The sequence below is a fragment of the Myroides sp. ZB35 genome (assembly GCF_001865835.1).
GTDB lineage: Bacteria > Bacteroidota > Bacteroidia > Flavobacteriales > Flavobacteriaceae > Flavobacterium > Flavobacterium odoratimimum.
In genome coordinates this window covers 532,119-544,523 of record NZ_CP017769.1, presented here as the reverse complement: position 1 = coordinate 544,523, position 12,405 = coordinate 532,119, and the positions used below count along the sequence as shown (strand labels likewise).

At 35.2% G+C, this 12,405-nt stretch carries 25 protein-coding genes; all 25 read left to right on the top strand.

What is annotated here, in order from left to right:
- Nucleotides 1-7 precede the first annotated feature (7 nt).
- The 25 genes from rpsS (at nucleotide 8) to carA (ending at nucleotide 12,349) form a co-directional block, all read left to right on the top strand.
- Nucleotides 8-286 (top strand): 30S ribosomal protein S19, encoded by a 279-nt coding sequence (gene rpsS, locus BK054_RS02510; RefSeq protein WP_006259492.1) that lies wholly within the window; start codon nucleotides 8-10, stop codon nucleotides 284-286.
- A 9-nt stretch (nucleotides 287-295) separates the two neighbouring features.
- Nucleotides 296-706, top strand: a complete 411-nt coding sequence (gene rplV, locus BK054_RS02505) for a 50S ribosomal protein L22 (protein ID WP_006259491.1) — start codon at nucleotides 296-298, stop codon at nucleotides 704-706.
- 8 nt (nucleotides 707-714) lie between these two features.
- Complete coding sequence (gene rpsC, locus BK054_RS02500) at nucleotides 715-1,434, top strand: 30S ribosomal protein S3 (RefSeq protein WP_006259490.1); 720 nt, start codon at nucleotides 715-717, stop codon at nucleotides 1,432-1,434.
- 18 nt (nucleotides 1,435-1,452) lie between these two features.
- Nucleotides 1,453-1,872, top strand: coding sequence for a 50S ribosomal protein L16 (gene rplP / locus BK054_RS02495; protein WP_006259489.1), 420 nt, complete (start codon nucleotides 1,453-1,455; stop codon nucleotides 1,870-1,872).
- Nucleotides 1,873-1,885: 13 nt separating this feature from the next.
- Entirely contained in the window at nucleotides 1,886-2,077 is a 192-nt protein-coding gene (gene rpmC / locus BK054_RS02490; RefSeq protein ID WP_006259488.1) for a 50S ribosomal protein L29, read from the top strand.
- 17 nt (nucleotides 2,078-2,094) lie between these two features.
- Nucleotides 2,095-2,352 carry a 30S ribosomal protein S17 gene (gene rpsQ / locus BK054_RS02485; protein ID WP_006259487.1) on the top strand — a complete coding sequence of 86 codons (258 nt, stop codon included), beginning with the start codon at nucleotides 2,095-2,097 and terminating at the stop codon, nucleotides 2,350-2,352.
- A 2-nt stretch (nucleotides 2,353-2,354) separates the two neighbouring features.
- Nucleotides 2,355-2,723 carry a 50S ribosomal protein L14 gene (rplN, locus tag BK054_RS02480; protein WP_006259486.1) on the top strand — a complete coding sequence of 123 codons (369 nt, stop codon included), beginning with the start codon at nucleotides 2,355-2,357 and terminating at the stop codon, nucleotides 2,721-2,723.
- A 12-nt stretch (nucleotides 2,724-2,735) separates the two neighbouring features.
- Nucleotides 2,736-3,053, top strand: a complete 318-nt coding sequence (gene rplX / locus BK054_RS02475) for a 50S ribosomal protein L24 (RefSeq protein ID WP_006259485.1) — start codon at nucleotides 2,736-2,738, stop codon at nucleotides 3,051-3,053.
- A 2-nt stretch (nucleotides 3,054-3,055) separates the two neighbouring features.
- Nucleotides 3,056-3,607, top strand: a complete 552-nt coding sequence (gene rplE / locus BK054_RS02470) for a 50S ribosomal protein L5 (RefSeq protein ID WP_006259484.1) — start codon at nucleotides 3,056-3,058, stop codon at nucleotides 3,605-3,607.
- A 2-nt stretch (nucleotides 3,608-3,609) separates the two neighbouring features.
- On the top strand, nucleotides 3,610-3,879 hold the full coding sequence (rpsN, locus tag BK054_RS02465) for a 30S ribosomal protein S14 (RefSeq protein WP_006259483.1): 270 nt from the start codon (nucleotides 3,610-3,612) through the stop codon (nucleotides 3,877-3,879).
- Between the two features lie 21 nt (nucleotides 3,880-3,900).
- Entirely contained in the window at nucleotides 3,901-4,299 is a 399-nt protein-coding gene (gene rpsH, locus BK054_RS02460) for a 30S ribosomal protein S8 (protein ID WP_006259482.1), read from the top strand.
- A 17-nt stretch (nucleotides 4,300-4,316) separates the two neighbouring features.
- On the top strand, nucleotides 4,317-4,859 hold the full coding sequence (gene rplF, locus BK054_RS02455) for a 50S ribosomal protein L6 (RefSeq protein WP_006259481.1): 543 nt from the start codon (nucleotides 4,317-4,319) through the stop codon (nucleotides 4,857-4,859).
- Nucleotides 4,860-4,870: 11 nt separating this feature from the next.
- The gene (gene rplR / locus BK054_RS02450) at nucleotides 4,871-5,221 is read left to right on the top strand and encodes a 50S ribosomal protein L18 (protein ID WP_006259480.1); all 351 of its coding nucleotides are present in this window, start codon (nucleotides 4,871-4,873) and stop codon (nucleotides 5,219-5,221) included.
- Between the two features lie 6 nt (nucleotides 5,222-5,227).
- On the top strand, nucleotides 5,228-5,752 hold the full coding sequence (gene rpsE / locus BK054_RS02445; protein WP_006259479.1) for a 30S ribosomal protein S5: 525 nt from the start codon (nucleotides 5,228-5,230) through the stop codon (nucleotides 5,750-5,752).
- A gap of 12 nt (nucleotides 5,753-5,764) precedes the next feature.
- The gene (rpmD, locus tag BK054_RS02440) at nucleotides 5,765-5,947 is read left to right on the top strand and encodes a 50S ribosomal protein L30 (RefSeq protein WP_006259478.1); all 183 of its coding nucleotides are present in this window, start codon (nucleotides 5,765-5,767) and stop codon (nucleotides 5,945-5,947) included.
- 11 nt (nucleotides 5,948-5,958) lie between these two features.
- Complete coding sequence (rplO, locus tag BK054_RS02435) at nucleotides 5,959-6,411, top strand: 50S ribosomal protein L15 (RefSeq protein WP_006259477.1); 453 nt, start codon at nucleotides 5,959-5,961, stop codon at nucleotides 6,409-6,411.
- Nucleotides 6,412-6,427: 16 nt separating this feature from the next.
- Nucleotides 6,428-7,774: a preprotein translocase subunit SecY gene (secY, locus tag BK054_RS02430; protein ID WP_006259476.1), complete on the top strand. Its 1,347-nt coding sequence runs from the start codon at nucleotides 6,428-6,430 to the stop codon at nucleotides 7,772-7,774.
- A gap of 5 nt (nucleotides 7,775-7,779) precedes the next feature.
- The gene (gene infA / locus BK054_RS02425) at nucleotides 7,780-7,995 is read left to right on the top strand and encodes a translation initiation factor IF-1 (RefSeq protein ID WP_002987492.1); all 216 of its coding nucleotides are present in this window, start codon (nucleotides 7,780-7,782) and stop codon (nucleotides 7,993-7,995) included.
- Nucleotides 7,996-8,008: 13 nt separating this feature from the next.
- Nucleotides 8,009-8,125, top strand: coding sequence for a type B 50S ribosomal protein L36 (gene ykgO, locus BK054_RS18080; protein WP_002987490.1), 117 nt, complete (start codon nucleotides 8,009-8,011; stop codon nucleotides 8,123-8,125).
- Between the two features lie 2 nt (nucleotides 8,126-8,127).
- The gene (rpsM, locus tag BK054_RS02420; RefSeq protein ID WP_006259474.1) at nucleotides 8,128-8,502 is read left to right on the top strand and encodes a 30S ribosomal protein S13; all 375 of its coding nucleotides are present in this window, start codon (nucleotides 8,128-8,130) and stop codon (nucleotides 8,500-8,502) included.
- 11 nt (nucleotides 8,503-8,513) lie between these two features.
- Complete coding sequence (gene rpsK, locus BK054_RS02415; protein WP_006259473.1) at nucleotides 8,514-8,897, top strand: 30S ribosomal protein S11; 384 nt, start codon at nucleotides 8,514-8,516, stop codon at nucleotides 8,895-8,897.
- Nucleotides 8,898-8,986: 89 nt separating this feature from the next.
- Complete coding sequence (gene rpsD / locus BK054_RS02410) at nucleotides 8,987-9,592, top strand: 30S ribosomal protein S4 (RefSeq protein ID WP_006259472.1); 606 nt, start codon at nucleotides 8,987-8,989, stop codon at nucleotides 9,590-9,592.
- Nucleotides 9,593-9,617: 25 nt separating this feature from the next.
- Nucleotides 9,618-10,610, top strand: a complete 993-nt coding sequence (locus tag BK054_RS02405; RefSeq protein ID WP_006259471.1) for a DNA-directed RNA polymerase subunit alpha — start codon at nucleotides 9,618-9,620, stop codon at nucleotides 10,608-10,610.
- A 32-nt stretch (nucleotides 10,611-10,642) separates the two neighbouring features.
- Nucleotides 10,643-11,119: a 50S ribosomal protein L17 gene (gene rplQ, locus BK054_RS02400; RefSeq protein ID WP_006259470.1), complete on the top strand. Its 477-nt coding sequence runs from the start codon at nucleotides 10,643-10,645 to the stop codon at nucleotides 11,117-11,119.
- Between the two features lie 105 nt (nucleotides 11,120-11,224).
- Nucleotides 11,225-12,349 (top strand): glutamine-hydrolyzing carbamoyl-phosphate synthase small subunit, encoded by a 1,125-nt coding sequence (gene carA / locus BK054_RS02395; RefSeq protein ID WP_006266955.1) that lies wholly within the window; start codon nucleotides 11,225-11,227, stop codon nucleotides 12,347-12,349.
- The last annotated feature ends 56 nt before the right edge of the window (nucleotides 12,350-12,405 follow it).

The window sequence follows — 12,405 nt, the reverse complement described above, 5'->3', positions numbered from 1 at the left end:
TTAAGACATGGCACGTTCGTTAAAAAAAGGACCTTATGTTCACTATAAATTAGAGAAGAAAGTTCAAGTAAACGTAGAAAGTGGAAAAAATGGAGTTATCAAGACTTGGTCAAGAGCTTCAATGATTACACCTGATTTCGTTGGACAAACTATCGCAGTACATAATGGTCGTCAGTTTGTTCCTGTTTATGTAACAGAGAACATGGTAGGACATAAATTAGGGGAATTTTCACCAACAAGATCGTTCAGAGGTCACGCTGGTGCAAAGAATAAAGGTAAAAAATAATAAGAAGCTATGGGAGTTCGTAAAAGAGAAAGAGCTGAGCAAATTAAAGAAGCTAACAAGCAAGTTGCTTTTGCAAAGCTAAACAATTGCCCTACTTCTCCTAGAAAAATGCGTTTAGTAGCGGATTTAGTAAGAGGACAGAAAGTAGAAAAAGCTCTAAATATATTAAAATTCAGTTCAAAAGATGCTTCTCGTAATTTAGAGAAATTACTTTTGTCTGCAATTGCTAACTGGCAAGCGAAAAACAGCGACGCTAACATTGAAGAAGCTGGATTGATCGTTAAAGAAATCAGAGTAGATGGAGGAATGATGTTAAAAAGACTTCGTCCTGCACCTCAAGGTAGAGCACACAGAATCAGAAAACGTTCTAATCACGTAACAATCGTATTAGGATCTAATAATAACACACAAAGCAATTAATAAGCAGTATGGGACAAAAGACTAATCCAATCGGGAATCGCCTTGGTATTATCAGAGGATGGGACTCAAACTGGTATGGTGGAAATGACTACGGTGACAAAATCGCTGAAGATCACAAGATCAGAAAGTATATCCATGCTCGTTTATCAAAAGCTAGTGTATCTAAAGTAATCATCGAGAGAACTTTAAAACTTGTAACCGTTACTATCACTACTGCTAGACCTGGTATCATTATCGGAAAAGGTGGACAAGAGGTAGACAAGTTAAAAGAGGAATTGAAAAAGATTACTGATAAGGAAGTTCAAATCAATATCTTTGAAATCAAACGTCCTGAATTAGACGGATACTTAGTGGCTGCTAGTATCGCTCGTCAAATCGAAAGCAGAATTTCTTACCGTAGAGCTATCCGTATGGCTATGGCTGCAGCGATGAGAATGAATGCTGAAGGAATCAAAGTTATGATTTCTGGTCGTTTAAACGGTGCTGAAATGGCTCGTTCTGAGACTTTCAAAGAAGGAAGAATTCCGTTGTCAACTTTCAGAGCAGACATCGATTATGCACTTGCTGAAGCTCACACTACTTATGGTAGAATGGGAATTAAAGTGTGGATCATGAAAGGTGAGGTTTACGGTAAGAGAGATCTTTCTCCGTTAGCTGGAATGGATAAAAAACAATCTAAATCAGCAGGATCTCCAAAAGGTAAATCTAACCCACGCAAAAGAAAGTAATTTTTAAACTGAAGAAAAATGTTACAGCCTAAAAGAACAAAATACCGTAAGGTACAGAAAGGTAAAATGAAAGGGATTTCTCAAAGAGGGCATGAACTTTCAAATGGTATGTTTGGAATCAAATCTATGGACTCTGCATTTATCACTTCACGTCAAATCGAGGCAGCGCGTATCGCTGCTACTCGTTTCATGAAACGTGAAGGGCAGTTATGGATTAAAATTTTCCCAGACAAACCTATTACTAAAAAGCCTCTAGAGGTACGTATGGGTAAAGGAAAAGGTGCAGTAGAATACTGGGTTGCTGTGGTAAAGCCAGGAAAAATTATGTTCGAAGTTGGTGGAGTGCCAATTTCAGTAGCAAAAGAAGCGTTACGCTTAGCTGCTCAAAAACTTCCTGTAAAAACTAAATTTGTAATTGCTAGAGATTTCGAAGCATAATAAAATTTTTATCATGAAACAATCAGAAATAGTAAATCTATCTGTAGCTGAATTACAAGAGCAACTGGTACAGTTGACTAGCACATATAATAACTTAAGATCTGCTCACGCAATCTCTCCAATCGAGAATCCATTACAGTTGAGAAACGTAAGAAGAAGTATTGCAAGAGTGAATACAGAGTTAAGTAAAAGAGAGTTACAATAATTGTATTCTGCCGAAAGATGGAAAATAGAAAATTAAGAAAAGAGAGAATAGGTGTTGTTACTAGCAATAAAATGGAGAAATCTATTGTTGTGTCTGAAGTAAAGAGAGTAAAACACCCATTATATGGTAAGTTCGTGTTGAAAACGAAAAAATACGTTGCACACGACGAAACAAATGATTGCAACATTGGTGATACAGTAAAGATCATGGAGACACGTCCATTATCTAAATCAAAATGTTGGAGATTAGTTGAAATCATTGAAAGAGCGAAATAATTATGGTACAACAAGAATCTAGACTTAAAGTAGCAGATAATACGGGTGCAAAAGAAGTTTTGACTATCCGTGTTTTAGGAGGAACGAAACGTCGTTATGCCTCTGTAGGTGATAAAATTGTAGTTTCAATTAAAGAAGCAACTCCAAACGGAAGCGTGAAAAAAGGTAGCGTTTCAACTGCAGTTGTAGTTCGTACTAAAAAAGAAGTGAGAAGAGCTGACGGATCTTACATCAGATTTGACGATAACGCATGTGTATTGTTAAATGCTGCTGGGGAGATGAAAGGAACTCGTGTTTTTGGTCCGGTTGCGAGAGAACTTCGTGAAAAACAATTCATGAAAATTGTATCATTAGCACCAGAGGTGTTATAATTCGTTCTAAACATGATTAAGCTAAAGATAAAAACAGGAGATACTGTACGCGTTATCGCTGGTGACCATAAAGGTACTGAAGGTAAAGTTGTACGTGTATTACGTGAAAAGAACAAAGCTATTGTTGAAGGGGTGAATATCATTTCTAAACACGTGAAGCCAAGTGCTTCTAACCCTCAAGGTGGAATTGTTAAAAAAGAGGCTCCAATCCAAATCTCTAACTTAGCGATCGTAGATCCTAAGACGAACGAAGTTACAAGAGTAGCTATCGTGAAAAACGAGAACGGAAAAAATGTTAGAGTTTCTAAAAAATCAAATCAAGTATTATAGTTATGGCTTATATACCAAGACTTAAAGAAGAATATAAAAGCAGAGTTATCTCTGCTCTTACTGAGGAATTCGGTTATAAAAACGTAATGCAAGTTCCAAAACTTGAGAAAATCGTTGTTAGCCGTGGAGTTGGTGCTGCTGTTTCTGATAAAAAATTAGTTGATTACGCTGTTGAGGAGTTAACTAAAATTACAGGACAAAAAGCAGTAGCTACTATCTCTAAGAAAGACGTTGCTACTTTTAAATTAAGAAAAGGAATGCCAATTGGGGCAAAAGTAACGTTACGTGGAGAGAGAATGTATGAATTTTTAGATCGTTTAGTAACTTCAGCTTTACCACGTGTAAGAGACTTTTCAGGTATTAAATCTGATGGTTTTGACGGAAGAGGAAATTATAACTTAGGTGTTACTGAGCAAATCATTTTCCCTGAAATCAATATCGATAAAGTTAACAAAATCGCTGGTTTTGATATCACTTTCGTAACATCTGCTCAAACAGATAAAGAAGCGAAATCTTTACTTGCTGAATTAGGATTACCTTTTAAAAAGAATTAAGTATGGCTAAAGAATCAATGAAAGCCCGTGAGGTTAAAAGACAAGCATTAGTAGATAAATATGCTGCTAAGAGAACAGCTCTTTTAGAAGCTGGTGACTATGAAGGATTACAAAAGTTACCTAAAAATGCTTCTCCAGTTCGTTTACACAACAGATGTAAGTTAACAGGAAGACCAAGAGGGTATATGCGTCAATTCGGTATTTCTCGTGTTACATTCCGTGAAATGGCAAATAATGGATTGATACCTGGAGTAAAAAAGGCAAGTTGGTAATTAAGATTTAAAGGTAAAAACATGTATACAGATCCAATAGCAGATTTCCTTACAAGAGTTAGAAACGCTGTGAGAGCTAACCACAAAGTGGTTGAAATTCCAGCTTCAAACTTCAAAAAAGAAATCACGAAAATATTATTCGATCAAGGATATATCTTAAGCTATAAATTTGATGATAGTTCAGTTCAAGGGACAATCAAAATAGCTTTGAAATATGATAAAGACACAAAAGAGTCTGTAATTAGAGATATCCAAAGAATTAGTAAACCAGGTTTGCGTAAATACGCTTCTGCAGCAGATCTTCCTAGAATCCTTAACGGATTAGGAATCGCTATCGTTTCAACATCAAAAGGATTGATGACTGGAAAGCAAGCGAAACAATTGAATGTTGGTGGAGAAGTAGTTTGTTACGTATACTAATTTAAAAAGACTAAGAGATGTCAAGAATAGGTAAAAGTCCAATAGCAATACCTGCTGGAGTAACGGTTGACGTTAAAGAAGGAGAGATTGTTGTAAAAGGTAAATTAGGAGAGCTTTCTCAAAAGTTTGATACAGTTAGTATTAAAGTTGAAGAAGACCAAGTAATCGTTGAGCGTTCTTCTGATGATAAGATTGAAAGAGCTAAACACGGATTATACCGTAGTTTAATCAACAATATGGTTAAAGGAGTTTCAGAAGGATTTACTATCAGTTTGGAATTGGTTGGGGTAGGATACCGTGCTGCTAATCAAGGACAAAAGTTAGATTTAGCTTTAGGTTTCTCTCATAATATCGTGATGGATATTGCAAAAGAAGTTACAGTGGAAACTATATCTGAAAAAGGTAAAAATCCAATCGTTAAATTAACTTCATTTGACAAACAATTAGTTGGTCAAGTAGCAGCAAAAATCCGTTCATTCCGTAAACCAGAACCTTACAAAGGAAAAGGTATCAAGTTTGTGGGTGAAGAGTTAAGAAGAAAAGCAGGTAAATCAGCTTAAAAATTAAGACTATGTCATTAACAAAATCTGAAAGAAGACAACGTATTAAATTCAGAATTAGAAAGATCGTTAGCGGTACTGCTGCTAAGCCAAGACTTTCTGTATTCAGAAGTAATAAAGAAATCTATGCGCAAATCATAGATGACGTGAATGGAGTAACTCTAGCTGCAGCATCTTCAAGAGAAGCTGGGATAACAAGAGGAACCAATATTGAAACTGCTGCATCGGTTGGGAAACTAATTGCAGAGAAAGCTTTGAAAGCTGGTGTAGAAACTGTATCTTTCGATAGAGGAGGTTATTTATACCACGGTCGTGTTAAATCATTAGCTGAAGGCGCTAGAGAAGCTGGATTAAAATTCTAATTAGTTATGTATCAAAATTATAAAAACGTAGAATTTGTAAAACCAACTGGTCTTGATCTTAAAGATCGTTTGGTTAGTGTAAACCGTGTTACTAAAGTTACTAAAGGGGGAAGAGCTTTTGGATTCTCTGCTGTAGTAGTAGTAGGTGACGAAAACGGTGTAGTGGGTCATGGTTTGGGTAAATCAAAAGACGTTTCTGAAGCAATCGCTAAAGCAGTAGAGGATGCAAAGAAAAACTTAGTTAGAGTTCCTTTAAATGGTCATACTATTCCTCACGAACAAAAAGGAAAATTCAGTGGAGCAAGAGTATTATTGATGCCTGCATCTTTGGGTACTGGAGTAATCGCTGGAGGTTCTGTGAGATCGGTTGTAGAATCTGTTGGGATTAAAGATTTATTATCTAAATCTCAAGGATCTTCAAATCCTCACAACGTGGTGAAGGCTACTTTTGACGCTTTATTACGTTTAAGAAGTGCTTCTACAGTTGCAAAACAAAGAGGAATTTCTTTAGAAAAAGTATTTAAAGGTTAATTTGAGAGAGTTATGTCAAAAATTAAAGTAAAACAAGTAAGAAGCCAAATTAATTGTCCTCTTGTACAAAAGAGAACATTAGAGGCTTTAGGACTTCGTAAGATTGGTCAAGTGGTGGAGCATGATGCTACATCTGCAATCTTAGGAATGGTAAGTAAAGTTCAACACTTAGTTTCTGTAGAGGAGGCTAAATAATATTGTAGAGTATGAATTTAAGTAATTTACAACCAGCAAAAGGTTCAGTACACAACCAAAACAAACGTGTTGGTCGTGGTGAAGGGTCTGGTAAAGGAGGAACTTCTACAAAAGGACACAAAGGTGCTAAATCACGTTCAGGATATTCAAGAAAAATCGGATTTGAAGGAGGACAAATGCCACTTCAAAGACGTGTTCCTAAATTTGGTTTTAAAAACATCAATAGAGTAGAATATGATGTTATCAACTTAGAAAGATTACAATCTTTAGTTGATAGCGGAGTAGTAAAAGACACTGTTGATTTTGCTCTTTTAGTTGAGTTAGGATTAACTTCTAAAAATAGTTTAGTTAAGGTTTTAGGGCGTGGAGAGATAAAAGCAAAATTAAAAGTTTCTGCACACAAGTTTTCAGCATCTGCTAAAGAGGCAATCGAGGCAGCTGGTGGAGAAATTGTAACGTTATAAAATCTTAATAAACAAGATGAAGAAGTTTTTTGAAACATTAGCCAGTATTTGGAAAATTGAAGAGTTAAAGAACAAAATCTTGATAACTTTAGGGTTATTGCTTGTGTACCGTTTTGGTACACAAGTTACCCTTCCAGGTATTGACGCAACGAAATTGCAAGCTTTAACTGATCAAACTGATCAAGGTATCGGTTGGTTAATAAATGTTTTTACAGGTGGTGCATTTGCGCAAGCATCTGTATTTGCATTAGGTATTATGCCTTATATTTCTGCTTCCATAGTAGTTCAGTTGATGGGAATCGCGGTTCCTTATCTACAAAAGCTACAAAATGATGGAGAAAGCGGTAGAAAGAAGATGAACCAAATAACAAGATGGTTGACAATCGGTATTACTTTATTACAAGGACCTAGTTACATCTATAACTTGTATGTGCAATTACCACCGGATGCATTTTTGTTAGGTTTCAATTCTTTCTCATTCTTGTTTTCTTCAGTAATTATACTAGTGACCGGAACTGTTTTTGCAATGTGGTTAGGTGAAAAAATTACTGATAAAGGTATTGGAAATGGAATTTCATTATTAATTATGGTTGGTATTATTGCAAGACTTCCAATGTCTTTCATCCAAGAATTCCAATCAAGAATTACAGAAAATAATGGAGGACCTATGTTGGTGGTTATAGAAGTAATTTTATGGTTGTTAATCATCGTTGCTTGTATCTATTTAACTCTTGCTGTGAGACGTATACCGGTTCAGTATGCAAGAAGAAGTGCTTCAGGAACTTATGATCAATCTATGTTAGGCGGTAACCGTCAGTGGATTCCATTAAAGTTAAATGCATCAGGAGTTATGCCAATCATCTTCGCTCAGGCGATCATGTTTGTGCCAGCTGCAGTAGCAGGTTTGTCAACTTCGGATACTGCTAAATCAATCAGTACAACATTTCATAATGTGTTTGGTTGGGAGTATAATGCACTTTTTGCTTTATTAATCATAATTTTTACGTACTTTTACACCGCAATTACAGTACCTACTAATAAGATGGCTGATGATCTAAAGAGAAGTGGCGGTTTTATACCAGGTGTTAAACCAGGTAGTGAGACAGGTGATTTCTTAGATAGAATCATGTCTTTAATAACATTCCCAGGTTCTCTTTACTTAGCACTAATCGCAGTTTTCCCTGCAATCGTGGTAAGTTTATTAGGAGTTCAACAAGGTTGGGCAATGTTTTATGGAGGAACATCGTTATTGATTATGGTAAGTGTTGTAATCGATACAATTCAACAAGTCAATGCTTATTTACTGAACAAACAGTATGATAGCATGATGACAAGTGGTAAAAATAGAAGAGCAACAGCTTAGTTTTTATGGCAAAACAATCAGCAATAGAACAAGACGGAGCAATTATTGAAGCATTATCAAATGCTATGTTCCGTGTGGAATTAGAAAATGGACACGTAGTAATCGCCCATATCTCAGGTAAGATGCGTATGCATTATATCAAATTATTACCTGGTGACAGAGTAAAATTAGAGATGAGCCCTTACGATTTGACCAAAGCAAGAATTACTTATAGATATTAAAGAGGCTATTAAAATGAAAGTAAGAGCATCAGTTAAAAAAAGAAGTGCCGAGTGCATTATAGTACGTAGAAAAGGTAGACTTTACGTTATTAATAAAAAGAATCCTAGATTTAAACAAAGACAAGGATAATTATGGCAAGAATCGCAGGGGTAGATATACCTAAACACAAAAGAGGAATCATTGCTTTAACTTATATTTTTGGAATTGGTTCAAGTAGAGCTAAAGAAATTCTAGAAAGAGCTAAAGTTGACGAAAATAAAAAAGTTCAAGATTGGAATGACGATGAGATCGGAGCTATCCGTGAAGCTGTAGGTCAATTCACAATTGAAGGAGAATTACGTTCAGAGATTTCATTAAACATCAAACGTTTAATGGATATCGGATGCTACAGAGGTATCCGTCATAGAGCTGGTCTTCCATTAAGAGGACAAAGAACTAAGAACAACTCTAGAACAAGAAAAGGTAAAAGAAAAACTGTTGCTAACAAGAAAAAAGCAACTAAATAATAAGTAGTAATATGGCTAAAGCGAATACAAAAAAACGTAAAGTACTTGTTGAGTCAACAGGTGAAGCTCATATTAATGCGACGTTTAACAATATCATCATTTCATTAACTAACAAAAAAGGTGAAGTGATTTCTTGGTCATCAGCAGGTAAAATGGGATTCAGAGGTTCTAAAAAGAACACTCCTTACGCTGCTCAAATGGCTGCAGAAGATTGCGGTAAAGTTGCACTTGAGGCAGGATTGAAAAAAGTAAAAGTTTATGTAAAAGGACCTGGAAACGGAAGAGAATCTGCAATCAGATCTTTACATAACGGTGGAATCGAAGTAACAGAGATTATCGATATTACTCCAATGCCACACAATGGATGTCGTCCTCCAAAGAGAAGAAGAGTTTAATTTTATAGTATAACCAAAGGTAGGAATAGATTATCGGAGGAAAGTGACCTGAATTCATAATCCCTACCTTTTTTCAATTTTATTAAGAAATGGCAAGATATACTGGTCCACAAACAAAAATCGCACGTAGGTTCGGTGAAGCAATTTTCGGAGATGACAAGTCTTTAGAAAAAAGAAATTACCCTCCAGGACAACATGGTTTAGCAAGAAAAAGAGGTAAGAAATCAGAATATGCTATCCAGTTATTGGAAAAACAAAAAGCTAAATATACTTATGGTATTTTAGAAAAACAATTCAGAAACTTATACAAAAAAGCTGCTGCAGCTCGTGGAGTTACTGGTGAGGTATTAATTCAATTATGTGAGTCAAGATTAGACAACGTAGTATTCAGAATGGGAATTGCTCCATCTCGTAGAGCTGCGCGTCAAATCGTTTCTCATAGACATATTACTGTAAATGGGGAATTAGTAAATATTCCTTCATACCAATTGAAACCTGGTGATAAAGTTGCTGTTCGTGAAAAATCAAGATCTCTAGAGACTATCGAACGTTCATTATCTAATTCTAGCGCTGTTTACGAGTGGATTACTTGGAATCCTGAAACGTTAGAAGGAACATTTGTTTCTGTACCTCAAAGACTTCAAGTTCCTGAAAACATCAAAGAACAGTTAATCGTAGAGTTGTACAACAAATAATAATTGACATTCAGTCGAAACAAATATGGCAATATTTAATTTTCAAAAGCCCGATAAAGTTATCATGATTGATTCGACCGATTTTAAAGGCAAATTCGAATTTAGACCTTTAGAACCGGGATATGGATTGACAATAGGTAATGCATTAAGAAGAGTTCTTCTTTCTTCTCTTGAAGGATATGCAATTACTTCAGTTCGTATTGAAGGAGTAGATCATGAGTTTTCTACTATCGCTGGTGTAGTTGAGGATGTTACTGAAATCATTCTTAACCTAAAACAAGTTCGTTTTAAACGTCAAATTGAAGATGTTGATAATGAAACTGTTAGTATCTCTTTCTCTGGTAAAGAACAGTTGACTGCAGGTGATTTCCAGAAATTCATTTCTAGTTTCCAGATTCTGAATCCAGAATTAGTTATCTGTAATATGGATAGTAATGTAACTATTAATATGGATCTTACTATTGAGAAGGGAAGAGGTTACGTACCAGCTGAAGAGAATAGAAAACCTAATGCTCCTATTGGTACTATCTTTACTGACTCAATTTATACTCCAGTTAAGAACGTTAAGTATGCTATCGAAAACTATCGTGTTGAGCAAAAAACTGACTATGAGAAGTTAGTTTTTGATATCATTACCGATGGTTCTATTCATCCAAAAGATGCGTTAACTGAAGCTGCAAAAACATTAATACACCACTTTATGCTATTCTCAGATGAGAGAATTACTTTAGAGGCAGATGAGATTGCACAAACTGAATCGTATGATGAGGAATCTCTTCATATGAGACAGCTTCTAAAAACTAAACTAGTTGATTTAGATCTTTCAGTTAGAGCATTGAATTGTTTGAAAGCGGCTGAAGTAGATACATTAGGAGACTTAGTATCATTTAACAAAAACGACTTGATGAAATTTAGAAACTTCGGTAAGAAGTCTTTATCTGAATTAGAAGAGTTAGTAGCTGTTAAGGGACTTAATTTCGGGATGGATCTATCAAAATACAAATTAGATAAAGAATAAACTAGACTGCAAAGTCTAAATTCTAGTAAGAAATGAGACACGGAAAGAAAATAAATCACTTAGGTAGAAAAGCAGGACATAGAAACTCTATGCTTGCTAATATGGCTTGTTCTTTAATCGAGCACAAGCGTATCAATACTACTGTAGCTAAAGCTAAAGCTTTAAAGCAGTTTATTGAGCCATTAGTAACTAAAGCTAAAACTGACGATACTCATAACCGTCGTGTTGTTTTCTCTTATTTGAGAGACAAAGACGCAGTTACTGAACTATTTAGAGAAGTAGCTCAAAAAGTAGGAGATCGTCCAGGTGGATATACTCGTATTATTAAGTTAGGTAATCGTTTAGGAGATAACGCTGATATGGCTATGATTGAATTCGTTGACTTCAACGAATTATACAACGTTGCTAAGAAAGAAGCTAAAAAATCATCTACTCGTAGAGGTAAAAAGAAAGCTGCTGAAGCTCCTGCGACTGAGGCAACTTCTAATGAAGCTGAAACTAATGAATAGTATCAACAAAATTTATTTTTGTTATTTATAATATTAAGGACATTCTTTATAAGGATGTCCTTTTTTTTTTATTTTTGCTAAAAATTAATACAACACAACAATACAATGGAATATTCAGAAAGAAAGAAGGCGGTTTTAGTTTTAAAAGATGGAACTGTTTTTTTTGGTAAGTCGGTTGGTGTAGAAGGTACAGCATTCGGAGAGATTTGTTTTAACACTGGAATGACAGGTTATCAAGAAATCTTTACAGATCCTTCTTACTTCGGTCAAATCATGTTATCAACAACTGCTCATATTGGTAACTATGGGGTTAATGTTGACGAAGTTGATTCTGATGGAATTAAGATTTCTGGTTTAGTTTGTAAAAACTTTAGTTATTATCATTCACGTCCAAATTCAGAATCGGATTTATTGACTTATTTGGAAAAGGCTAATCTTATAGCTATTTCTGATGTTGATACACGTGCTCTTACCGCTCATATTAGAGACAACGGTGCTATGAATGCTATCATCTCAACAGATGGTAAATCAATTGAGGAGTTAAAAGTGATGTTAGAGAACGTTCCTTCAATGGAAGGTTTAGAGTTGTCTTCTAAAGTATCTACTAAAGAAGCTTACTACTTTGGTAATCCTGATGCGTCTCATAAAATTGCGGCAGTTGATTTTGGTATTAAAACAAATATTTTGCGTTGTTTCGAAGAGAGAGATTGTTATGTAAAGGTGTTTCCTTACAATGTTTCTTATGATGAATTAGTAGCATTTGGTGCTGATGGATATTTCCTATCTAACGGACCTGGTGATCCACAAGCTTTAGCAAAATTAGGAGTTCTTGACACGGTTAATAAAGTTATAGATTCAGGGCTTCCTGTTTTCGGTATTTGTTTAGGTCATCAATTGATTGGATTATCTCAAGGAGTTAGTACATTTAAAATGTTTAGTGGACATCGTGGAGTAAATCATCCTGTGATGAATCTAGGTTCTACTCAAGGTGAAATCACATCACAGAATCATGGTTTCGCTATTAATAAAGAGGAGTTGGCTAAACATGCTAATCTTGAGTTAACTCATGTGCATCTAAATGATGGTACTGTTGCAGGTATGAAGATGAAGAATAAGAATGTTTTCTCTGTTCAATATCATCCTGAATCAAGTCCTGGTCCACATGACTCAAGATATTTATTTGATGAGTTTGTTGAGAATATAAAAAATAATAAAGGAGCTACAGTGTAGTTCCTTTCGTTATATATAAACTTTATTTCTTATCTGTATTAAGTAAGTTCAATTAA